The 22,207-nt window shown below is 73.5% G+C and carries 15 protein-coding genes; 11 read left to right on the top strand and 4 right to left on the bottom strand.

The window, feature by feature from the left end; all coding sequences use genetic code 11:
- Window positions 1-8: 8 nt before the first annotated feature.
- From B0E54_RS03295 to B0E54_RS03285, 3 genes are read left to right on the top strand one after another with little or no spacing between them, the layout of a single operon-like run.
- Window positions 9-3,956, top strand: coding sequence for a ThuA domain-containing protein (locus B0E54_RS03295; RefSeq protein WP_234581745.1), 3,948 nt, complete (start codon window positions 9-11; stop codon window positions 3,954-3,956).
- An 8-nt stretch (window positions 3,957-3,964) separates the two neighbouring features.
- Window positions 3,965-5,494, top strand: a complete 1,530-nt coding sequence (locus tag B0E54_RS03290) for an OmpL47-type beta-barrel domain-containing protein (RefSeq protein ID WP_234581744.1) — start codon at window positions 3,965-3,967, stop codon at window positions 5,492-5,494.
- A 32-nt stretch (window positions 5,495-5,526) separates the two neighbouring features.
- Complete coding sequence (locus B0E54_RS03285) at window positions 5,527-6,504, top strand: hypothetical protein (protein ID WP_234581743.1); 978 nt, start codon at window positions 5,527-5,529, stop codon at window positions 6,502-6,504.
- Window positions 6,505-6,549: 45 nt separating this feature from the next.
- Here B0E54_RS03285 and B0E54_RS32690 read toward each other — a convergent pair whose 3' ends face one another.
- Window positions 6,550-9,195, bottom strand: a complete 2,646-nt coding sequence (locus B0E54_RS32690) for an AAA family ATPase (protein ID WP_234581742.1) — start codon at window positions 9,193-9,195, stop codon at window positions 6,550-6,552.
- Window positions 9,196-9,522: 327 nt separating this feature from the next.
- Here B0E54_RS32690 and B0E54_RS03275 point away from each other — a divergent pair, with 327 nt between their 5' ends.
- The 5 genes from B0E54_RS03275 to B0E54_RS03255 all read left to right on the top strand — a co-directional run bounded on the left by B0E54_RS03275 (window position 9,523) and on the right by B0E54_RS03255 (window position 16,416).
- The gene (locus B0E54_RS03275) at window positions 9,523-9,705 is read left to right on the top strand and encodes a mersacidin/lichenicidin family type 2 lantibiotic (RefSeq protein ID WP_234581741.1); all 183 of its coding nucleotides are present in this window, start codon (window positions 9,523-9,525) and stop codon (window positions 9,703-9,705) included.
- An 82-nt stretch (window positions 9,706-9,787) separates the two neighbouring features.
- Window positions 9,788-12,949 (top strand): type 2 lanthipeptide synthetase LanM family protein, encoded by a 3,162-nt coding sequence (locus B0E54_RS03270; protein WP_234581740.1) that lies wholly within the window; start codon window positions 9,788-9,790, stop codon window positions 12,947-12,949.
- Window positions 12,937-15,162, top strand: a complete 2,226-nt coding sequence (locus B0E54_RS03265; protein ID WP_234581739.1) for a peptidase domain-containing ABC transporter — start codon at window positions 12,937-12,939, stop codon at window positions 15,160-15,162. Before B0E54_RS03270 ends, B0E54_RS03265 begins: the two co-directional genes overlap by 13 nt.
- On the top strand, window positions 15,144-15,767 hold the full coding sequence (locus B0E54_RS03260) for a flavoprotein (protein WP_234581738.1): 624 nt from the start codon (window positions 15,144-15,146) through the stop codon (window positions 15,765-15,767). The genes B0E54_RS03265 and B0E54_RS03260 overlap by 19 nt, the downstream gene beginning before the upstream one ends.
- On the top strand, window positions 15,760-16,416 hold the full coding sequence (locus tag B0E54_RS03255; protein ID WP_234581737.1) for a DUF3105 domain-containing protein: 657 nt from the start codon (window positions 15,760-15,762) through the stop codon (window positions 16,414-16,416). The genes B0E54_RS03260 and B0E54_RS03255 overlap by 8 nt, the downstream gene beginning before the upstream one ends.
- Before the next feature lie 97 nt (window positions 16,417-16,513).
- Here B0E54_RS03255 and B0E54_RS03250 read toward each other — a convergent pair whose 3' ends face one another.
- Complete coding sequence (locus B0E54_RS03250; RefSeq protein WP_234581736.1) at window positions 16,514-17,221, bottom strand: SDR family oxidoreductase; 708 nt, start codon at window positions 17,219-17,221, stop codon at window positions 16,514-16,516.
- A 112-nt stretch (window positions 17,222-17,333) separates the two neighbouring features.
- Between B0E54_RS03250 and B0E54_RS03245 the strand changes: the two genes are divergently transcribed.
- Window positions 17,334-17,711, top strand: a complete 378-nt coding sequence (locus tag B0E54_RS03245) for a MerR family transcriptional regulator (protein ID WP_234581735.1) — start codon at window positions 17,334-17,336, stop codon at window positions 17,709-17,711.
- 5 nt (window positions 17,712-17,716) lie between these two features.
- Here the strand turns inward: B0E54_RS03245 and B0E54_RS03240 are convergent, their stop codons facing one another.
- The gene (locus B0E54_RS03240) at window positions 17,717-18,859 is read right to left on the bottom strand and encodes an ROK family transcriptional regulator (RefSeq protein ID WP_234581734.1); all 1,143 of its coding nucleotides are present in this window, start codon (window positions 18,857-18,859) and stop codon (window positions 17,717-17,719) included.
- 41 nt (window positions 18,860-18,900) lie between these two features.
- Here B0E54_RS03240 and B0E54_RS03235 point away from each other — a divergent pair, with 41 nt between their 5' ends.
- Window positions 18,901-20,124 carry an MFS transporter gene (locus B0E54_RS03235; protein ID WP_234581733.1) on the top strand — a complete coding sequence of 408 codons (1,224 nt, stop codon included), beginning with the start codon at window positions 18,901-18,903 and terminating at the stop codon, window positions 20,122-20,124.
- Between the two features lie 142 nt (window positions 20,125-20,266).
- Complete coding sequence (locus tag B0E54_RS03230) at window positions 20,267-21,643, top strand: NAD(P)/FAD-dependent oxidoreductase (RefSeq protein WP_234581732.1); 1,377 nt, start codon at window positions 20,267-20,269, stop codon at window positions 21,641-21,643.
- 77 nt (window positions 21,644-21,720) lie between these two features.
- Here B0E54_RS03230 and B0E54_RS03225 read toward each other — a convergent pair whose 3' ends face one another.
- Window positions 21,721-22,191 (bottom strand): heme-degrading domain-containing protein, encoded by a 471-nt coding sequence (locus B0E54_RS03225; protein WP_234581731.1) that lies wholly within the window; start codon window positions 22,189-22,191, stop codon window positions 21,721-21,723.
- Between the last annotated feature and the right edge of the window lie 16 nt (window positions 22,192-22,207).

Below are 22,207 nucleotides of genomic sequence, written 5' to 3'. Positions count from 1 at the left end.
GGACGGGGATGACCAGAGACGTACGACGAACCCTCGCCGCGGTAGCGGCCTTCGCCACACTCATTCCGGCCACCGCCACGGCCACGGCGGCCAACGCCGCGCCGCGACCCGCGGCCGCCGCCCAGGCGGCACAGTCGCCCGGGACGGCAGTGCTCGTGTTCCACGGGCCGGTGGCCGAACAACAGGACCCGGTGTCGCGCGCGGTGGACACCATCCGACAGCTTGCGGCCAGTCATGACATCGATGTCACGGCCACCACGGACCCGGCGGTCTTCACCGCGGCCGGGCTGTCGGCGTACCGCAGCGTGGTCTTTCTCTCCGCGACGGGCGCCGCGCTCAACCGCGACCAGGAGGCGGCGCTCCAGAGCTACATGAAGGCCGGCGGCGGCTTCGTCGGCATCGCCGACGCCGCCCGCGCGCAGGTCGACTCCACCTGGTTCACCGGCCTGATCGGCGCCCGCCCGGCGGGCGCCATCCCGGTCGCCGAACCGGTGGCCGGGGTGACCGCCAGCGGTGACAACCCGCCGAGCGAGACCAAGGAGAAGCTGACCGACGGCGACGCCAACACCAAGTGGCTGGTCCGCACCCCGACCGCGTGGGTGGCGTATCAGCTGGCCGCACCCAAGCGGATCACCGGGTACGCGCTGACGTCGGCCAACGACTTCGTCGGGCGGGACCCGAAGGACTGGACCCTGCAGGGCTCCAACGACGGGCAGAACTGGTCCGATCTGGACCGACGCACCAACCAGAGCTTCGCGGAGCGGTTCCAGACCCGCCGGTTCGACATCGCCGCGCCGCAGGAGTTCAGCCGCTACCGGCTGAACATCACCGCCAACAGCGGTGAGCCGTTGATCCAGCTCGCCGACCTGCGCCTGTTCACCGGCGCGGCCACCGCGCCGCCGCCGACCCCCGTGAACCGGGCCGTCGTCGACATCCTGGACCGCAAACACCCGGCCACGGCGTCGCTGCCGCTGACCCTCACCCGCTCGGACCGCTGGGACAACTGGGACCCGAACCCGATCGGCAGCGTGCACACCCTCGCCCAGGTCGAGGAACGGCACTACGACCCGGGTCCGGGCGCCAACGGCCCGTTCCACCCGGTGTCCTGGTGCCGGGACTACGACGGCGGCCGGTCGTTCTACACCGGCATGGGCCACACCGAGGGCAGCTACGGCGAGGAGGCGTTCCGTACGCACCTGGCCGGGGCGCTGAACTGGACCACCGGCCGCGTACGCGGCGACTGTCAGGCGACGATCGCGGCGAACTACAAGGTGGAGCGGCTCACCGCCGCCAACCAGACCGGCCAGCTGGACCAGATCGGCGAGCCGCACGGGCTCACCATCGCGCCGGACGGCACGGTCTTCTACGTCGGCAAGGCGGCCTGCCCGACCGGCCCGATCGCGGACTGGAACGACCCGAACGTCGGCCTGGGCTGCGGCACCATCCACTCCTGGGACCCGCGGACCAAGCAGGTCAAGCTGCTCACCACCCTGGAGGTGATGGGCAACCGGGGCAGCGGCTCGGAGTTGGTGAAGAACGAGGAGGGCCTGCTCGGCATCGTGCCCGACCCGAAGTTCGCCGACAACGGCTGGCTCTACGTCTACTGGATGCCGCACGAGTCGATCGACCGGGTGCAGCGGGTCGGGCAGCGCACCGTCTCGCGGTTCACCTACGACCGCGAGGCGCAGACCATCGACCAGGCCACCCGCAAGGACCTGCTGAAGTTCCCGGTGCAGATCCACAGCTGCTGCCACGCCGGTGGCGGCATGGCGTTCGACGCGAAGGGCAACCTCTACGTCGGCTCCGGCGACAACAACTCCTCCGAGGGGTCGCAGGGCTACTCCGGTAACAACTGGACGCAGGAGTACCAGGGCATCTCGTTCCAGGACGCCCGTCGTACGGCGGGTAACACCAACGACCTCGCCGGCAAGATCATCCGGATCCACCCGGAGGCGGACGGGACGTACACCATCCCGGAGGGCAACCTGTTCCCGCCCGGCACCGAGAAGACCCGCCCGGAGATCTACGTGATGGGCGTCCGCAACATCGCCCGCCTCCAGATCGACCCGGAGCACCAGTGGCTGACCGCCGGCTGGGTCGGCCCGGACGCCTCGTCGCCCAGCCCCACCCTCGGCCCGGCCAAGTACGAGACCGCCACGATCATCACGTCGGCCGGCAACCAGGGCTGGCCGTACTGCATGGGCAACCGGCAGCCGTACCGGGACCGCAGCAGCACCGACGCGACGGTGCTGACCGGCTGGTACGACTGCGGCGACCTGAAGAACACCTCACCGCGTAACACCGGGCTGGTGGACATCCCGGCGGCCCGGGACAACATGATCTGGTACTCGCCGGACGGCGGCGGACCGGTCTTCCCGAAGCGCACCGACGGCAGCGGCCTCCCGACGTACGTCGCGGCCGACGCCACCTACACGCAGCCGTACCTGCGCGGCGGCGGGCAGGCCATCATGTCCGGTCCCACCTACCACCGCGACCGGGTCGATCCGGACAGCACGGTGGCGTGGCCGGCGTACTGGGACGAGAAGTGGTTCATCGGCGACCAGTCGAACGCCGCCAACCGGGTCGCGGTCACCGTCGACCCCGCCGGCGTGCCGACGGCCACCCCGCCGGTCTACGCCGAGTCGCTGCGGGCCATCATCCCCAGCGGCAACGGCGACACCAAGCTGCAGAGCTGGATGGACGCCAAGTTCGGCCCGGACGGCGCGCTCTACCTGCTCGACTACGGAGGCGGCTTCTTCAGCCTGCACCCCAACCAGAAGCTCATCCGGATCACCTACACCGGCACAGCGCCCACCCCGGCACCGGCGGCGACCTCCGTCGCCGTGCAGAACAAGCCGTTGACGATCGCCTTCACCGGCTCGAAGTCCGGCGGCGTGAGCCACCGGTGGGAGTTCGGCGACGGCGCCACGTCGACCGAGGCCGACCCCCGGCACACGTACGCCAAGGTCGGCACCTACACCGCGAAGCTCACCGTCACGTACGCCGACGGCGAGACGGCGACGGTGCAGACCACGGTCACTGTCGGCTGCGCGGTGCCGGACTCCCGGGCCACGGTCTGGCTCGGCGACACGGACACCGGCGTGCCCAGCCGCACGGTCGGGCAGGGGTGCACGATCAACGACCTGATCGACGACGAGAGCACCTGGCCCGACCACAACGCCTTCGTCCGGCACGTGAGCGCGGTGACCCGCGCGATGCAGGACGACGGCCTGCTCAACGCCCGTGAAGCGGGCACGCTCACCCGCCTGGCCGCCGCGTCCGACATCGGCCGGGACGGGCGCACCGGATACGAGCCGCTCTACGACGGCACCGCCGAGTCGCTGCGCGGTTGGCAGCAGGCGCCGACGGGATCGTTCAGCATCCAGCCGGACGGGGCACTGCGTTCCAGCGGCGGCCTCGGCATGCTCTGGCACACCAGGGAGTTGGGCGATTTCTCGCTGAAGGTGCAGTTCAAGGACATCGCACCGGGCACCAACCGGGCCAACACCGGCGTGTTCGTCCGCTTCCCGGACCTGCGAACCCCGCTGGAGCAGCGGCCACCGGGCAGCTGCGGCACGGTCGGGTCGGCCCGGACCTCGCCGGCCTGGATGGCGATCTACTGCGGACACGAGATCCAGATCTACGACGGAGAGTCCGGCGAGCCACAGAAGACCGGCTCGGTCTACAACTTCGACCCGGTGCCGCTCGCGCAGGCCGGCGTCACGCCGAAGAACGTGTGGAACGACTACGAGATCCGGGTGGTCGGGCAGCACTACACGATGATCCGCAACGGCGTGGTGATCAACGAGTTCGACAACACGCCCGGCAAGGAGTCCTCCCGGGCCGGCGACCCCCCGACCGACCTGCGGCAGTTCCTGCGCGGCTTCATCGGCCTGCAGAACCACGGTGACAACGACCTGACCGAGTTCCGCAACATCCGCGTGCGCGAGCTCTAGGAGAGACGATGATCCGACGACTCACTGCCGCGGTGGCGGCGCTCCTGCTCACGGTCACGGCGTTGGCGGCGCCACCCGCCTCGGCCGCACCGCGCGCTGCCGCGGACCAGGTGCTGACCTGGACCGCCGACGACAACATCACCCGCTACAAGTCCGCGCCCACCCAGGCGGTGGCCGGCGCGGCGACGATCATCTGGGAGAACAGCGCGGCCACCGGCAACACGACCGGAATGCCGCACACCCTGACCTTCGACACCAGCACCGAGGGCTACAACCACGACGTCACAGTCAACATCCTGGCCAGCCCGTTCGACGCCAACAACGGCCGCCACCAGGCGACAGTCACGCTGACCCCGGGCCGGTACCGCTACTTCTGCTCGATTCCCGGCCACAGCCAGATGGTCGGCGAACTGGTGGTCACCGACGGCGGGGGAGGCGACGACACCACGCCGCCGACGGTCACCGCCGCCGTGTCGGGCGACCGCGATCAGGACGGCAACTACGTCGGTACGGCGACGGTGACCGTCACGGCCACCGACGCCGGCTCGGGCGTGCAGACCGTCGAGTACCAGGTCGACGACACCAGCTTCGCGCCGTACACCCAGCCGGTGCGCATCAGCGCGGTCGGCGACCACTCGGTGCAGTTCCGGGCCACCGACCAGGCCGGCAACACGAGCACTGTCGGCTCGGTGTCGTTCCGGATCGTCGAACCGACCGAGGAGGACACCACCGCGCCGGTGGTCACGGCAGCGCTGGCCGGCGACCGCGACGGCGACGGCAACTACGTCGGTACGGCCACCGCCACGCTCACCGCCACCGACGCCGGCTCGGGCGTCGCCAGCATCGAGTACGCCCTCGACGACGCCGCCTTCACCGCGTACACGAACCCGGTCGTGGTGACCGCGGTCGGGATGCACATGCTGCACTTCCGGGCCACCGACGTCGCCGGCAACACGTCGGCGGAGCAGATGTCCCACTTCACCGTCGTCGCCCCGCCCGAGGAGGACGACACGCCGCCGACGGTGGCCGCTGCGGTCACCGGCGAGCGGAACGCCGACGGCGCCTACGTCGGCGCGGCGACCGTCACCGTCACCGCGACCGACGCCGGCTCGGGCGTGGCGTCTGTCGAGTACGCGCTCGACACCGGCGGCTGGACCGCGTACGCCGGCCCGGTCACCGTCCGCACCCCCGGGGCGCACACCCTGCGCTACCGGGCGACCGACACCGCGGGGAACGCCGCCGCCGAGCAGTCCAGCACCTTCACGGTGGTGGCCGACGGCACCGACGCCTGCCCCGCGTCCGACACCCGCGACACGGTGATCATCGACGGTGCCGACACCGGCGTGGCCAACGCCGACACCGGCGACGGCTGCACCATCAACGATCTGATCGACGAACACGCCGACTACCCCGGCCACGCCGCCTTCGTCCGACACGTCGAGGCGGTCACCACCGCTCTGGTGAGCGCCGGAACGCTCACCAAGCGGCAGCAGGGCGCCATCGTCCGGGCCGCGGCCGGATCGGACGTCGGCGCATGAGCACCCGAATCTCACCGACAGGGAGTACCACGATGCCCGGACGTACCGTCGCCAAGCTGGCCACCGTGACCGCAGTCATCGCCGCCTCGGTGCTGGCCGTGGCGCCCACCGCCCACGCCGACCTGGTCACCCACTGCATCGGCACCGGCGGTGCGGTGACCGTGCCCAACGACCTGCTCGTCCCGGCCGGTGAGTCGTGCGCGCTGACCGGCACCACGATCACCGGCAACGTCACAGTCGCCGCCGGCGCGAACCTGGTGGTGACCGGTGGCCGGGTCAGCGGCGAGGTACGCGTCGCCGCCGACGGCTACCTCGACGCCACCGAGACGACAGTCGACGGCCAGGTGGTGCTGGCCGCCGGCGGCTACGGGGTCTACCTCTCCAACGCCCGGACCGGTGCGGTGACCGTCCGGCCGAAGGGCTCGGCCACCATCGACAGTTTCCTGTTCGCCGAGGCGGCGACGATCGGCGGGAACGTCACCGTCGGCGCCGGTGAGGTACGGCTCGACGGCGGCACCCAGGTGACGCGCAACGTCAGCAGCACCGGCACCTACTACACCGACGTGCACGACTCGTTCGTCGACGGCACCCTGTCGGTGCTCAACAGCGCCACCGGCAGTGTCGTGTGCGGCAGCGCCGTGCGGGGTCGGGCCACGTTCGCCGGCAACCTCGGCGGCGTCCAGCTCGGCCCGAACGGCGCTCTGGACAGCTGCGCGTCCGGCGGCTACTGGGGCGCGGACGTCAGCGTCACCACCACCACCGGCGGCGTCACCGTCGACGACAACATCATCAACGGCCAGTTGACGGTGACGGGCAACAACCCGGCCGCGCAGGTGGCCGCGAACAACCGCATCCGCGGCGGCGTGACGGGCGACCAGGCCGCGCCGGGCGCCAACCGGGCGGCCCGGATGGCCGCCGCCGACCGGGACGACGCGGGCGACCAGCGGGCCGAGGTTCGTCGTACCTCGGCGGTGCAGGAGGCCACCGCGGCCGGCGACGCCCGGCTCTAGCCAGCGGATCGACGCCAGCGGGTCACCGGGTGAGCCCCCGCGCGCCTACCCCGCCCGCTGCGCCCCGATCGCCGTCGGGAGCCCGCCGCGGCCCCGCACGCCGAGCTTCACGTACGCCCGCTGGAGGTGGTTCTCCACCGTCCGCACCGACAACACCAGCTTGGCCGCGATCGCGGCGTTGTCGTGCCCGGCCGAGGCCAGTTCGCAGATCTGCCGCTCCCGGGGGGTGAGCCCGTCCCGGTCCGACGGCCGGGGGCTCAACGGGGGCCAGTACCCGCCGCACCGCTCCCGCAGCAGGTCCGCGCGCCGGGCCAGCAGATTGGCCCGGCGCTGGTCGCCTCGACGCTGGCAGGCCCGCTCGGCGGCGACCACGGCCTCCAGCCCGAGCGTCAGGTAGCCGCTCGCCTCCAGGGCGCTGCCGACGCGTTCCAGCGCGGCCGGGTCGTCGGCGGCGAGCGCGTGCGCGTAGTCGGACCACAGCGCGAACAGTGGACTGTCACAGTTGGCGGTGACCGTGCGCAGCCGCTCGGCGGTGGCGGCCCCCGGCTCCAGGCGGGACAGCAGGTGCAGGCACTCGACGGTGACCGTCGTCGCCTGCCCGGCCCGCCCCTGCAACTCCCGCAGCGTGGCGACGGCCGTCGCCGGGCGGCCCTCCGCGGCGGTCAGCCAGGCCGCGGTCAGCTCGGCGTCGATGGCCACCAGCCCGCCGCCGTGCGGCCCGTCGCCGTCGGAGCGATCGTCGACGAGCTGCCGCAGCAACCTCCCGCTCTCCGCCAGCTCACCCACCTGCGCCGCCACGTACGCGTTCGCCGACAGCACGTAGTCGCGGATCGGGAACAGCGTACGGTCGGCGGTGAGGGTCCGTGCCTCGTGCAGCCAGCGCATCGACCGCCGCATCTGCCCGGCGTGGTAGGCGCACTTGCCCAGGGAGAAGGCGAGCAGACCCACCGCGTCCGCCGCGCCCCGCGTGACCGCGTCCCGGTAGTAGCGTTGCGCCAACCGCTCGGCGTCGTGCAGTCGCCCGGACAGCACCAGCGCCTGCACGTGGCAGGCCTGCGTCGCGGCGCGCATCGTCGGCCACGTCTCCGGGATGTCGACCTCGCCGGTGTCGAACATCCGCACCGCCTGCCCCGGCTGCCCGTCGAACAGCAGCAGGTACGGCAGCAACGCCGCGACCGCCGTCGCCAACAGCGGGTCCCGGGGCCGGTCGGCGGCCAGGCGTGCCATCAGGGCGCGGGCGCCCCCCGCGTCGCCGCCGAACGCCGCGATCCCCACCTCCGCCGCGAGCAGCCCGGCGCGCGCGTCGGCGGGCAGGTCACGACGGCCCCCGTCGATCACCTCGCGGGCGCGGTCGGGCCGTCGCTCTCCCCAGTACATGTTCAGCGCTCGCAGCGCCGTCGCCTCGGCGCGGTCGCGCGCGTCGTCGAGGTCGGCCGCGGCGCGGGCCAGGTGCCCGTCGGCCTCGTCGCCGCGCCCCTGAGCCACCAACGCCCGGCCCACCTGCCAGTCGCCCCGCGCCGAGTCGACCCTCCGGCCCAGCCGCTCGGCCAGCGGCGCGTCGTGGCGGCGCAACGCGTACTCCGACGCCGCCAGCAGGTCGTCCGGATCGACGGGCAGATCCGCCTCGCACCGCCAGGCCGCGATCCGGGCCCGGGCCTCGGTGCCGACGCCGTCGACGCCCGCCAGCGCCTCGGCCAGGGTCCGGCGCAGCCGGCGGGCCCGTAGCTCCCCGGTGCGGTTGCGGACCACCTCGGCGTACAGCGGATGGCTGGTCTGCACCAGCACGCCCGTGTCATGCCGAACCAGGCGGATCAGGCCGCGCTCCTCGAGCCGTTCCGCGACGGGTGGGTCGACGGTCCGCTCGATCAGCGCCAGCGGAGCCGGCTCGGCGTGCGCGACGTACCGCAACGCCTCGGCCTCCTGGGCGGTGAGCGTGCCGAGGGTCTGCTCGATGAGGTCGGACAGGTGCGTGGAGCACAGCGACTCGGCGGGCCACGTCCACATCCCGTCGCGCTGGACCAGACCGCCATCGCGCAACCCGCACCGGAGCGCCTCGCGCAGAAAGAGCGGGTTGCCCTGACTGATCCGCCACAGCGCGCCGACCGTCAGGCCGTCGACCGGGCCGCCGAGACCCTCGCGGACCAGCACTGCCGTCTCGTCCGGGTCCAGCGGCGGCACGTGGACCCGGTCGACAGCGCGGAAGCGGTGCAACGCCGCGACCGGCGCCGCGGCCAGGGCGTCACCCCGGACACTCGCGACCACCCGCACGGTGCCACCCACGACGAGGCGTTCCAGGAGCGCCCCGGACGCGTCGTCCAGCCAGTTGAGGTCGTCCACCCCGACCACCACGCCCCGGCCGGCCGCGACCTCGCGCAGCCGGCGCTCGACGTCGCGAAAGACGTCCGCGACACTCGCGTCCGACGGCTGGGGCAGCCGGCTGGCGAGCACGCCGAACGGCACGCCACGCCAGCCCGGAGTGGCGGTGACCCGCAACACGACATGCTGGCGCCGCAGCGCCTCGGCCAGCACCTCCTCCAGGAGTCGGCTCTTGCCCACCCCCGGATCGCCGGTGAGCAGGACCCCCCAACCCGCCGACGCGGTGAGCGCCTCGACCGCCCGGTCACGCTCGCGCGCCCTGCCGACGAACGGCCATCCGGCGCCCCCGTCGACGAAACCACCTGATGCAGCCACGGAACCCCTTCAACCCGGCCGGGTGCCCGCCCCGGGCCCGGTCGCCATCTCCGTCCTCGATCCGCTCGCTCGGCCGGATCGTGTGTGCGCGGCGGTCTGGGTGGCGCGGGCCCCACCCTCACACACTCCCGCCCGGTGGCGCCGTCAGCTTCCAGACATGCCTGCACACCTGACGCCCCGAACCCACGGTTCGGTTGTCGTCCGCGTGACACGACCGGCCCGGGATGAGGTAGCCGCTACTCATGTGCCGGCACCCCCGCCGCCCGCAGGCTGGTTTCTGCCAGCGACCGCCGGACAGGCCGACGGTCGTCGCGAAAGGAGCCACGAATGTCCATCACCGACATCGTCAGCAGCTGGAAGGACGAGTACCGCCGCGCCGCCTCGCCCGAGGCCGTCGAGACCCACCCGGCCGGTCTGGTCGAGCTGGACCGCGACCAGTTGGAGACCGTGGCCGGCGGCGCCGCCGCGACCACCGGCCACACCACGGCCTGCTGCCACTGCGTCTGCTGATTTCGAACCCTCGGGTCCGCACGGGGTCCGGGCCTGGCCCGGACCCCGTCGTTCCGCCCAACCACCGCCACGGGAGCCCCGCATGTCCGAACACCCGCACCGCGCCACCGACGACCCGAGCGTCCGCGTCGAGCAGCGCCTCCTGGCCGCGCTGAGCATCGCCGAACGGCTGGCCGCGCCCGCGCCGACGGCGTCGCTGCCCGGCGAGCGGTCGCGGTGGCGGCTGTCGCGGTGGCGCACCGCCGGCGCGTTCACCGACGACGAGGACTGGCGAAGCCGGCTGACGGCGGAGGGCATCGACGAGCAGGTGCTCCTCGCTCTGCTCGACGAGACGCCCGAGCTGCTCGCCGCACGTCTGCACGGTACGCCGGCCTGGATCGACGAACTGCTGGCCTGCTACACGCGAGCGGCGGACGGGGAGATCGGCCCCGACCTGCTGCCCGGTCGCCCGCTCGATGCCTGTCTCGTCCTGGTGGCGCCCCTGGTCGCACAGGCCCGCGCCCAGGTGGCACGTCGGACTCGTGACCTCGCCGGCGACGCCGTGCCGCTGCCCGCCGACGCGGACCGGCTCGGACTGACCGGCCTGCTCGACGAGCTGGTCGTGCTCCTGAGCCGGGCCGTCGTCCTGGAACTCAACATCGACCGGCTGCGCGGCACGTCGTCCGGAAAGACGCCGCAGGAGCGCTTCGAGGCGTTCTTCGGCAGGTACCGCGCCCCCGGGGCGGCGCTGGGCCTGCTGGCCGACTACCCGGTCCTGGCCCGGCAGGCGTACGGGCTGACCCGCGCCTGGGCCGAGCGGACCGTCGAGTTCCTGCACCGGCTCCGCGCCGACGCGCCGACGCTCGCGGCGACCTTCCACTCCGGTGCCCCGATCGGTCGCCTGGTCGAGGTCGAGGAGACCGGCGACCCCCACCGCGACGGCCGCCGGGTGCTGGTGGCGACGTTCGACAGTGGGCTGCGGCTGGTCTACAAGCCCCGCCCGGTCGCCGTCGAGGCCCGGTTCCAGCAGCTGCTGGCCTGGCTCAACGACCGCGGCGCCGACCTGCACACCTTCACCGTGCTGCCGCGCGGCGAGTACGGCTGGGCCGCGTACGTCGACACGCGCGCCGCCGCCACGACGGCCGGTCAGCGCCGCTACGCCCACCGCTTCGGTGCCCTGCTGGTCCTGTTGCAGGCCATCGGCGCCACCGACTGCCACCAGGAGAACGTGGTCGCCCACGGTGAGCATCCGGTCCTGGTCGACCTGGAGACCGTGTTCACCCCGGCGGTCGTCCGGTCCACGAGCTTTCGGGGCGGCGACGCGATCGCGGACTCGGTGCTCGCGGTCGGCCTGCTGCCGCGCGCCGACGAGGCCGCCGGACCGGTCGGCGACGGCTGCAACTGCTCGGCGTGGCAGGCCGAGGGGACCGACGAGATGCGACTGTGCGCTCCCGGTCACCACCACGACGAGCAGGACCGGCAGAACCCCGCCACCGCCGGCGCGGCGACCGATGTCGCCGCGCACCTGCCGCAGGTGGTGCGGGGGTTCGAGTCGATGACGCGCCTCCTCGTCGCCGTCCGCGACGATCTGCTGGCCCCGCACGGGCCGCTCACCGCGTTCGCCGCCGACGAGATCCGCGTCGTGCTCCGCCCCACCCGCACGTACCTGCGACTGCGCGACGCGGCGCTGCACACCGACGCGCTGCAGGACGGCCTGGACACCGAGCGGCTGTACGACTGGCTCTGGTCGGGGGTGGCGGAACTGCCGATGCTGGCGGCCACCGTCGGGGCGGAGCGCGCCGACCTGGCCCGCCGCGACGTGCCGATGTTCACCACCCGGGTGGACTCGCGGGACCTCTGGAGCAGCCGGGGGCAACGCCTGCCGGGCCTGCTGGCCCGGTCCGGGCTCGACGAGGCGCGTCGCCGGCTCGCCCGGCTCGGACCGGCCGACCTGACGCGGCAGCGCTGGCTGATCGAGGCCGCCTTCACCACCCGGGTGGACGGCACCGACGCTCCCCACGCGCGGGTGCGCTGGCGGCTGGCGGATCTGCCACCCGCGCCGGCACCCGCCCCGGCGGCCTACCTGGCCGCCGCGGCCGAGGTCGCGGCCGTGGTCGCCGGTCTCGCCAGCGCAGGTGCCGAGCCGACCTGGTTCGGGCTCACGCCCTCGACCACCGACCCGGGCCGGTGGGCGCCGACGCCGCTCGGCCCGCACCTCTACGACGGCGTCGCGGGCGTGGCGCTCTTCCTGGCCCACGCCGGCCGACTAACCGGTGCACGGCGATTCACCGACCTCGCCGCCCGGGCGGCCGCCGGGCTGGCCGCCCGCGTCCTCGACCAGCGGATTCCCGGCGATCGGATCGGCGCGTTCACCGGATGGTCGGGCCTGCTGTACACCTTCGGGCACCTCGGAGCGCTGTGGCGGACCGACCGGTTCGCGCCGGCGGTCGACGTGGCGCTGGCGCGGATCGTCACGCTGGCCGCCAGCGAGCAGGCCGTCGACCTCGTCGACGGGTACGCCGGCGCCGTCCTCGCCGTCTCCGGCGCGGGTCTGGACCCCGACCGGGTCGAGCCCGCCCTGAGCGCTGCCGCCGCGCGACTTCGCGCCGCCGCCGAGCGCTACCCGCACCCGGCCCGCGGTGCCTCCGGCGACCCCCTCGGCGGGCTGTCGCACGGCTCCGCGGGCATCGCCGCCGCGCTGGCCCGGGCCGGTCAGGTGACCGGCGATCCCGGCTACACCGACGCGGCGGTCCGCGTGCTCGCGTACGACAGCAGTTTGTTCCGCCCTGAGCTGGCGAACTGGGCAGACCTGCGCCGGCCGGGGGAGAGCACCGTCACCTGGTGTCACGGTGCCCCCGGGGTGGGGCTGTCGCGGCTGCTGCTGCGCGACGCCCTCGGCCCCGACGAGGGCCTGGACGCGGAGATCGACACGGCCGTCCGGACGACGCTCGCCACCGGCTTCGGTCGTAACCACTCGCTGTGCCACGGCGACCTCGGCAACCTCGACCTGCTGCTGACGGCCGTCCCCCAGCAGGCGGCGGCGCCTGCGGCGGCGGTGCTGCGCGACGGCCTCGGCGGTGGCTGGCGCTGTGCCAACCCGACGGCCCTCGCCACGCCGGAGCTGATGACCGGCCTGTCGGGGATCGGGCTCGCCCTGCTGCGGCTGGCCGCACCCGAGCGGGTGCCGTCGGTTCTCGTGCTGGCGCCACCGGCGGACGCGCGCACCGGCGCGCTCGGCGTCCGGAGGCGACAGTGGGCCGCCTGACCAGCGCCCGGGCGTGGTGGCGCCGGCAGCGGGTGCCGCTGGTGATGCAGATGACCGACACCGACTGCGGCGCCGCGTGCCTGGCCATGATCGCCCGCCGGCACGGCGTACGTGCCTCGCTGGCCCGGGTGCGCGACGGGCTCGACATCGGCCGCGACGGCGTCACCGCGCGGGCGCTGCTGACCGCGTCCTCCCGGTTCGGGTTGCGGGCCCGCGCGTTCCGCGCCGACGCCGCCCAGGTCGCGCAGCTGCCCCTGCCGGCCGTCGCCCACTGGGAGGACTCCCACTTCGTCGTGGTGGAACACGTCGGCGCGCGGGGTGTGCGGCTCGTCGACCCGGCGCTCGGGCGTCGGCTGCTCAGCGCCGCCGAGTTCGCGGCCGGCTTCAGCGGCACGGTGCTGACCTTCACCCCCGACCCCGAGGCCGTGCCCGAGCCCGCCGTCTCCCATCCCGGCCCGCTGGCCCGTTGGCGGCGCGCGCACCCGCTGCTGCGGCCCTTCCTGCCCCGGCTGGGCACGGCGTTCGGCGTCTCCCTGGTGCTCCAGACCCTGGGACTGGCCCTGCCGTTGGCCACGACTGTCGCCTTCGACCAGATCATGCCGGCCCGGGAGACCGGCCTCATGCCGTACCTGGCGTTGGGCATCGCGGCGCTGGTGCTCACCCAGTTCGGCGTGGCCTATCTGCGCTCCCGGCTCCTGGTCACGTTGCAGGCCGCTGTGGACGCCGCGCTGATGACCCGCCTGTTCGGGCACCTGCTGCGGCTGCCGTACGCGTTCTTCCAGCAGCGGGCCGGCGGCGACCTGATGCAGCGGCTGTCCAGCAGCATCCTGCTGCGCGAACTGGTCACCACCCAGGTGCTGACGGCGGTGATCGACGGTGTGCTGGTGATCGCGTACTTCGCGGTGCTGGTGGCCAGGGACCTCACCTTCGCCGGGCTCGCCGCCGCGATCGGTGTCGTCCAGGTGGTGGCCGTCGCGCTTGTCAACGGTCGGCTGCTGCGGCTGACCCAGCGGCACCTCACCGTGCAGGCCGACGCGGAGAGCGCGTTGATGGAGGCGCTGTCGGGCATCGCGACGGTCAAGTCGATGGGCGCCGAACGGCAGGTGTACGACGGTTGGCTGCGCCGCTACACCACCGCGCTGGACGCCGACATCGCCCAGAACCGGCTCTCGGCAACGGTCGCCAACATCACCGCGAGCGTCCAACTCGCCGGGCCGCTGGCGTTGCTGTGGCTCGGCACCGGCCGGCTCTTCGAGGGCGCCGGCCTCGGTGCGACCCTGGGCCTGCAGGCGTTGGCGTTGTCCGCGCTCACCCCGTTGGCCTCACTGGTGAGCAGCGCGCAGGTGCTGCAGTCGGTCGTGTCGCACCTGCAGCGCCTGCGGGACGTCTTCGCCGCCCGGCCGGAGCCCACCGGGGACCCCGACCTGCCGACGCCCCGCCTCACCGGCCGGATCACCGTCCGCGACCTGAGCTTCCGCTACGACGGTGGCGCGGCACCGGTGCTGCGGGACATCTCCTTCGACGTCGCACCGGGGGAGAAGGTCGCGGTGGTGGGGCCCTCGGGCAGCGGCAAGAGCACCCTGGCCATGCTGCTGACCGGCCTCTACCGGCCCACCGGCGGGGAGATCCTGTTCGACGGGGTGCCCCTGTCGCGCATCGACCCGACAGCTCTGCGCCGCCAGTTCGGGGTGGTGTTGCAGGAGAGCTACCTGTTCCGCGACTCCATCCGGCGCAACATCAGCCTGGTGCATCCGGGTGTCGGCATGCCGGCGATCCGGGCGGCCGCCGAGGCCGCCGCCATCGACGAGGACATCGCGGCGATGCCGATGGGCTACGACACCCAGGTCGCCGAGCGGGGCCAGGCGCTCTCGGGTGGGCAGCGGCAGCGGCTGTCCATCGCGCGGGCCCTGGCGGGCCAGCCCGCCGTGCTCCTGCTCGACGAGGCGACCAGCCACCTCGACGTGGCCACCGAGCGGCGCGTCGACGAGGCGATCTCGGCGATGCGCTGCACCCGGATCGTGGTGGCCCACCGGCTGAGCACCGTCCGTAACGCTGACCAGATCCTCGTCGTCGCCGGTGGCCGGCTCGTGGAGCGCGGCCGGCACGACGACCTGCTGCGGGCCGGGGGCGTGTACGCCGACCTGGTCCGCTGCCAGTTGACCGATGACGAACCCGCCCACGCAGGAGGCGACGCATGGACACCCGTACCGTGACCGGGGCGCCGCAGCGCCCGGTGGTCTCCGCCGACGACCCGCAAGCGTTCCCGGCGCGGCGGATCCTCGTCGCCGCCTGCGGATCCGCGGACGTGCTGACACTGCCTCAGTCGATCATGGTGATGCGCCACGCGTTGGGGCTCGACGTGCGGGTCGTGCTCACTCCCGCCGCCGCCCGCTTCGTCCCGGCCGCGTCGTTCGCCCTCCTGACCGGACACCCGGCGCTGACCGACGAGCAGGCGACCAGCGAGGTCACGCACCTGGCCCTGACGGGGTGGGCGGATCTGGTGCTCGTCCTGCCCGCCACCGCCAACACCCTGGCCAAGGCCGCCCTGGGAATCGCCGACACCCTGGTCGCCACCTGCGTGCTGGCCGCCGCCGCTCCCGTCGTGCTGGTGCCGTCGATGAACGCCGCGATGTGGCAGCGACCCGCCGTGCAGCGCAATGTGGCGCGGTTGCGCGCCGACGGGTACGGCGTCGTGCCGCCCGTTCCCGTGCTCGCGCTGAGCACCGGCACCCTCGCGGGCCGGGGGATGCCACCGGTGGAGACGGTGCTGGAGTGGACCGCCGCCCACCTGCGGGCGCAGGGAGCGGGCCGTGGCTGAGGCACGCTCCGGGTACGGGCCGAGAATCGCCGCGGCGGTCACCGCGCTCGGCGCCGTCCTGCTCGTGGTGGCGGCCACCCCGTTCCTGCGCGCCTACGCCGACCCGGCCTCGCGCCGACCGGCCGCCGCGATCGGGGTCGACGCCGACCGGGCCGGCTGTGATCCGGAGCTGACCGACCGGATCAGTGGCGCGGGCCTGCACGTCGGCCCGGGGACCGCCGAGCCGTACGTCACCCGCGTCCGGTACGACCTGGTCCCACCGTCGTCCGGGCCGCACTTCGTGGTGCCCGCCCCGACCGTGCGCCGCTTCTATGTCGCCCGTGACCGCCCGCCCATCGAGACGCTGGTCCATAACCTGGAACACGGCTACACCGTGCTGTGGTACGTCGAACCGCTCGCCCCCGACCAGATCGAGGCACTGCGGGCGTTGGCCCGGACGTTCGGCGACGACAGCTACGGCGGCAGGTTCGTGGTCGCGCCGTGGGACCTCGACTACGGGGCGTTCCCGGCCGGCCGGCCGCTGGCCCTGTCGCACTGGGGTGCGCAGGCCGGGTACCGGCAGTTCTGTGCCGCGGTCAGCGGTGCGGCAGTGCAGCGGTTCGTCCTGGCGCACCCGCGCAGCGACGCTCCCGAGCCGACCGGTATGTGAGGCCCCCCGACTGCCCGCCGGTCCTGCCCGGCTCCGACCGCGACACGCGGCGACGGCCGGTCACGTCGGGGTGGCCGGCCGCCGCCGTGGTGGCGTGTCAGCCGGCGACGGCCGTGCCGTAGAACGCGCTCGGATCGTCGGCGAGGGATGCCTTGACGTGGGCGCTCCACTCGTCGGCGAGCACCTCGAGCCGGCCGGCCTCGATGCCGTCGAGGGCAGCGCGGACGACGTCGGCGGGGTCCATCTTGACGCCGTCGTAGTCGGCCATCATGTCGGTGTCGGCGGCGCCCAGGTGCAGCCCGGTCACCAGCGTGCCCTGCGCGGCCAGTTCGAGCCGGACGCCGTTGGTCAGGCTCCACTCGGCCGCCTTGGCGGCGCTGTAGGCGTTCGCGCCGTCGTAGGAGAACCACGACAACGCCGACAGGACGTTGAGGATGGCGCCGCCGCCGTTGGCGCCCAGGACCGGGGCGAAGGCGCGCACCATGTCGAGGGTGCCGTAGAAGTTGGTGTCCATCTCGGATCGGACCAGGCGCAGGTCGCCGGTGACGAGATTGGTCCGGGTGGTGATTCCGGCGTTGTTGACGAGCAGGGTCACGTCGGAAGCGACCGCTGCGGCGTCCCGCACCGCCTGCGGGTCGGTGATGTCCAGGCGCAGCCTCTCGACGCCGGGGATGTCGATCTGTTCGGGGTCGCGGGCCGTGGCGTACACCTTCGCCGCGCCGCGTTCGAGGAGTAGGTGGGTGAAGTGCCGGCCGATGCCACGGTTGGCGCCGGTGACCAGCGCGATCGAGCCCGAGATCCGCATGATGCCTCCGCTGGGGTTGGACGAGGACTGGTACGCGGCCTACGCTAAAACCTGACGTGGACGTGAGGGACAAGGTTGTGTGGCGGCTGTCACCGGCAGTGGGGGAGTGGTCGTGCGGATCGGGGAACTCGCCACCAGCACGGGTGTGTCGGTGCGCGCCCTGCGTTACTACGAGGAGCAGTCGCTGCTGATCCCCGAGCGCAGCGGCGGCGGCCAGCGCCACTACGACGAGAAGGCGCTGGATCGGGTCCAGCTCATCCAGACGTTGTACGCCGCGGGCCTGTCCAGCCGGACGATCCTGGATCTGCTGCCCTGCGTCGACGCCAAGGTCAACACCCCGCAGTCGCGTGCCCTGCTGAACGGCGAACGCGACCGCATCACCCGACAGATCGACCAACTCGTCCAGGTCAGGGACCGACTCGACGCGGTGATCAGCGCCAGCGAGAGCCCGGCCAGCGGCTGCCTCCACACGGACGCCGACCCACGGTGACCGCCCTACGCTCCGGCTGTCCGCAATGAGGTCCGTCGAGCGATCGTGGGCGGGGCGCCGAGGGTCAGGTCGGGGATGCCGTAGAGCTGGTCGAGCACCTGCATCGCGGCCCCGGCGGCGATGACGTCCGCGCCCAGACCGGACAGGGTCACCGTCGGCGTCAGCCAGTCCGCGCGCGGCACGTCCGTGCGGACGGCCCGCTCGACCGCGGCGCGGTAGTCCTCCGCGTGGCGCAGCAGATCCGCGCCGGCCAGCACCACGTGGGCGAGGTCGAGGGTCTGGAGCAGGTTGACGACGCCGACGGCCAGGACGCGGGCCGCGCGGGCGACGTCTCCCGCCTCCGCGGCGCCCAGGTGCACGACCTCCAGGCAGCCGTGGCGTCCGCAGACGCAGCGGGGCCCGTCCAGGTCGACGACCGTGTGCCCGAACTCGCCGGCATTGGTGTGCGCGCCCCGGTGGGCGGCGCCGCCCAGCCAGAAGCCACCGCCGATGCCGGATTCGACCATGATGAGCGCCGCGTCGCCGAACGTCGCGCCGTGCCGCCACGCCTCGGCCGTGATCCCGGCGGTCACGTCCTTGTCCAGGTGCACCGGTAGCCCCAGGTGCGCCTCGGCCAGCTCACGCAGCGGTACGTCGTGCCACTGCCGCAGGCCGTGCGCGTCCCGGACCAGCCCGTTGGCGTGGTCGAGCGGCCCGATCATGCCGAGGCCCACCCCGGTCAGCCGGCCGCGCAGGTCGTCGCCGGCGGTGATCGCGTCGACGCCGACCCGCAGGGCGTCGAGGAGGTGCTCCGGGGTGAAGTCGCCGGGCAGGGGGTTGACGGTGGAGTGGCGCACGGTGCCGGCCAGGTCGACCAGGACCAGCCGCAGCGTGCGTCGGGCGACGTGCGCGCCGATGGCGTACCGGCTGTCGGGGACCAGCTCGTAGACGACCGCGGGTTTGCCGATGCCCAGGCGGCGGACCCCAGCGGGACGGATCAGCCCGTCGGCGGCCAGGCGGGCGATGACCTTGGAAACCGCCTGCGGTGTGAGGCCGGTGGCGTCGACGACCGTCGACCGCTCGAACGTCCGCACGGTACGCCCCACGGCCAGGACGAGCGCCTGGTTGTATCCGCGCAGGAACGTCACGTCGGCTGTGGTGCGCGTCATCTCACCAGCCTATTACGCAACGCTGTTGCTAAATTCGCCCGGTGAACGGACTGAGCAGAGGTCAGCGCCTGGCGGCGCTGGCGGCCCTGGCCCTGGGCGGCGTGGCGGTCGGCCTGACGGAGTTCGTGGCGATGGGTCTGCTGCCCGAGATGGCCCGCGGCCTGCTCCCGCAGGAGTACGCCCGATCGTCGTCGGACGCGGTGGCCCAGGCCGGTTGGATGATCACCGCGTACGCGCTGGGCGTGGTCGTCGGCGCCCCGCTGATCGCCGCCCTCAGCGCCCGCCTGCCGCGCCGCAAGCTCGTGCTCGGGCTGCTCGTCCTCTTCGCCGTCGGCACGATCGCCTCCGCGACCGCCCCGAACTTCGAGCTGGTGCTGGTCGCGCGGTTCGTCGCGGCGCTGCCGCACGGCGCGTACTTCGGCGCGGCCGGCCTGCTCGCGGCGACCCTGATGGGCCCCGGCAACGAGGCCCGGGGCTTCGCCACCGTGCTCGGTGGGCTGACGGTGAGCAACGTGGTGGGCGTACCGCTGATCACCCGGCTCGGCCAGGCGGCCGGCTGGCGTGCGGCGTACCTGGTGATCGCCGGGGTCTTCCTGCTCACGCTGCTGGCGGTGCTGGCGGTCGTCCCGGAGGTCCCCGCGGCGGCGGACGGCTCGCCGGCCGCCGAACTGCGCTCCCTGCGGACCCCGCAGGTCTGGCTGGTCGCGGCCACCGGGGCGATCGGCTTCGCCGGGTTCTTCGCCGTCGACTCCTACATCGCGCCGGTCACCACCGACGTCGCCGGCCTCTCCGCCGCGACCGTCCCGTGGGTGCTGGTCGCCGTGGGTCTCGGCATGACAGTCGGCAACGCCCTGGGCGGCTGGCTCGCCGACCGGGACCTGCGCCGCAGCATGATGATCGGCTTCGTCGCCATGATCGTCAGCATCGGTGTGTTCAGCCTCGTCGCGTCGAACCGCGTGGGCCTGTTCGTCGGCGCGTTCCTGGTCGGCGCGACAAGCCTCTACCTCGGTCCGGTCCTGCAGGCACGCCTGATCACTGTCGCCCCCGGCGCCCAACTGATGGGCGCGGCGCTCAACCAGTCCGCCATGAACATCGCCAACAGCCTGGGCGCGGCCCTGGGCAGCGTCGCCATCGCCGCCGGGCTCGGCTACCTCGCGCCGGCGCGGGTCGGCCTGGTCCTGGCGGTCGTCGGGCTGGGCCTCGGAATCGTCAGCTTCACCGCCGGACGCCGCCGCGACCGGGAACCGGCCGTCCTCGCGGGCTGACGGCCTGTTCGCCGGTCGGGGTGCGCGACCGCGTCCAGCGGCATGTCGGTATCCGACACCCGGGCGGACGTGTCGGGGCGACGGTCGGAGCTCGACGCTGTGCAACGATCGGTGCCACACCTCGTACCCCTTGGAGAGCACGATGTCCCTCTCCCCGGTTCGGGTCTTCGCCGCGTTGAACGCCGTGCGACCCCCCGACCAACCCACTCCGCGCCTGGGTAAGGCGGTGGTGGTCGGCGGCAGTGTCGCCGGCCTCCTGGCCGCCCGGGTCCTGTCCGACCACGCGGAAAGCGTGCTCCTTCTCGACCGGGACGACCCGCAGCTCAGCGGCGCCCGACCCGGCGTGCCACAGGGGACGCAACTGCACGCGCTGCTGCCCGGCGGCCTGCTCCAGCTCGAGCAGCTGTTCCCCGGGTTCCGCCAGCAGGCGCTGGCCCACGGGGCGATCGAGGCGCCGCCCGCCGCCCGGCGCAGCTACCTCGACGGCCGACGGAAGGTGGTCGTACCCGACGACGACGACAGCCTCGCCGGCAGCCGACCCCTCCTGGAGGGGCTGATCCGTCAGCAGGTGCTCCGACTGCCCAACGTCAAGACGGTCACCGCCCGTGCCACGGGTCTCGTGTTCGACGGCGACGCGGTCACCGGCGTCCGGTACGAGGTCGATCAGGTGCCCGGCGTCGAGGGCGCCGACCTCGTGGTGGACGCCATGGGGCGGTCCAGCCGGCTCTCCGAGTGGCTGGAGCAGGCCGGCTGGGAACGGCCCGCCACCCGTCGGATGGCCGTGCACCTCAACTACGCGACAGCGCTGTTCCGCCGCCCCGAGCCGTCTCCGGAGACGACGGTCGTCCTGGCCCTGCACACGCCGCGGACCATGACGGACATCGCCGGCGCCGCCTTCTTCGCCATCGAGGACGGCCGGTGGATGGCCATGATGGCCGGCTACGGGAAGGACCGCCCGGGCCGCACCGCCCAGGACTTCGTCCGCCGGCTGCGGGAGCAGTTCCCGCCGGAGTTCGGCGAGGTCGCCGGGCAGGAGATGCTCGGCGACGTCCAGACCTACCACCACGCCGACAGCCGCCGGCGGGACTTCCACGCGCTGCGGCGGTTCCCGGCGCGACTCGTCAGCGTCGGTGACGCCGTCGCGTCGTTCAACCCGGTGTACGGGCAGGGGATGACGGCGGCGGCCCTGCACGCGGCCTGCCTGTCGGCGTACCTGCGCTCCGACCCCGACCTGAGCGAGCCCGCCCGCCACTTCCTCGCCCTGCAGAAGGTCGTGGTCGACGCCGCCTGGTCGACCTCAACCTCCGCCGACCTGGCGTTGCCGCACGTCGACGGGCCCTACCCGCGCGGCTACCGGGTCTCCAGCTGGGTCAGCCGGCAGATCCTCACGGCGACAGTCACGGACGTGGCGACCGCCCGGCGGTTCAACGAGGTCGTCTCCCTGCGGGAGCACCCGCTGTCGCTGGCCACACCCGGCGTGATCCTGGGCGCCCTGCGCGCGAACCGCCGCGCGGGCTGACGGTCACCCGGACGCGCCGACGCCGCCCGCCGACGCCGATGTGCGGCGGGCGGGCGGCGTCCGGCGGTTGCCCGGGGTCAGCGCGCGTCGCCGCGCAGGATGTCGACGACGAAGCGGTGGTCGTCCAGCTGCGGAAGGCCGGAGACGCCCATCCAGCCCACCACGCCGGTGCCACGAACGCGCAGCGGAACAGCGCCTCCGGCGGCGGCGTAGCGTGCGGCCGGCAGGCCGAACTTCTCGGTGAGCGTCGTCTGCTGGTCCCGGCAGAGCCGGGCCATGTAGAGCGACGAGTGCTCGAACCGCATCACCACGCGCCCCTTGCGGCGCAGCCACCCGTCGTTGTCCGCCGTCGAGCCGGGCAGGCCACAGTGGAACAACTGCCGCCCGGTCCGCCACACGCCCACGGAGATCGGGAGCCCCCGCTCCGCCGCGGCGGTGACGGCCCGCACGCCCAGCTCGTACGCGTCGGTCTCGGTAAGGCCCGCGAGTTCCAGCTCGGTCTCCTCGCGCTGCAGCTCGTCAAGCGTCGGCCACTGGTCAGATGACATGTGTTTCTCCTCGTCG

The organism is Micromonospora sp. MH99, from assembly GCF_021442385.1.
Taxonomy (GTDB): Bacteria; Actinomycetota; Actinomycetes; order Mycobacteriales; family Micromonosporaceae; genus Micromonospora.
This window is presented reverse-complemented; position numbering and strand designations above follow the sequence as displayed.

Excerpts from the sequence above, each read along its gene's own strand:
- B0E54_RS03290 (WP_234581744.1), top strand. The coding sequence starts at position 3,965 with ATGATCCGACGACTCACTGCCGCGGTGGCGGCGCTCCTGCTCACGGTC.
- B0E54_RS03285 (WP_234581743.1), top strand. The coding sequence starts at position 5,527 with ATGCCCGGACGTACCGTCGCCAAGCTGGCCACCGTGACCGCAGTCATC.
- B0E54_RS03240 (WP_234581734.1), bottom strand. The coding sequence starts at position 18,859 with ATGACGCGCACCACAGCCGACGTGACGTTCCTGCGCGGATACAACCAG.
- B0E54_RS03250 (WP_234581736.1), bottom strand. The coding sequence starts at position 17,221 with ATGCGGATCTCGGGCTCGATCGCGCTGGTCACCGGCGCCAACCGTGGC.
- B0E54_RS03295 (WP_234581745.1), top strand. The coding sequence starts at position 9 with ATGACCAGAGACGTACGACGAACCCTCGCCGCGGTAGCGGCCTTCGCC.
- B0E54_RS03260 (WP_234581738.1), top strand. The coding sequence starts at position 15,144 with ATGGACACCCGTACCGTGACCGGGGCGCCGCAGCGCCCGGTGGTCTCC.
- B0E54_RS03275 (WP_234581741.1), top strand. The coding sequence starts at position 9,523 with ATGTCCATCACCGACATCGTCAGCAGCTGGAAGGACGAGTACCGCCGC.
- B0E54_RS03270 (WP_234581740.1), top strand. The coding sequence starts at position 9,788 with ATGTCCGAACACCCGCACCGCGCCACCGACGACCCGAGCGTCCGCGTC.
- B0E54_RS03230 (WP_234581732.1), top strand. The coding sequence starts at position 20,267 with ATGTCCCTCTCCCCGGTTCGGGTCTTCGCCGCGTTGAACGCCGTGCGA.
- B0E54_RS03225 (WP_234581731.1), bottom strand. The coding sequence starts at position 22,191 with ATGTCATCTGACCAGTGGCCGACGCTTGACGAGCTGCAGCGCGAGGAG.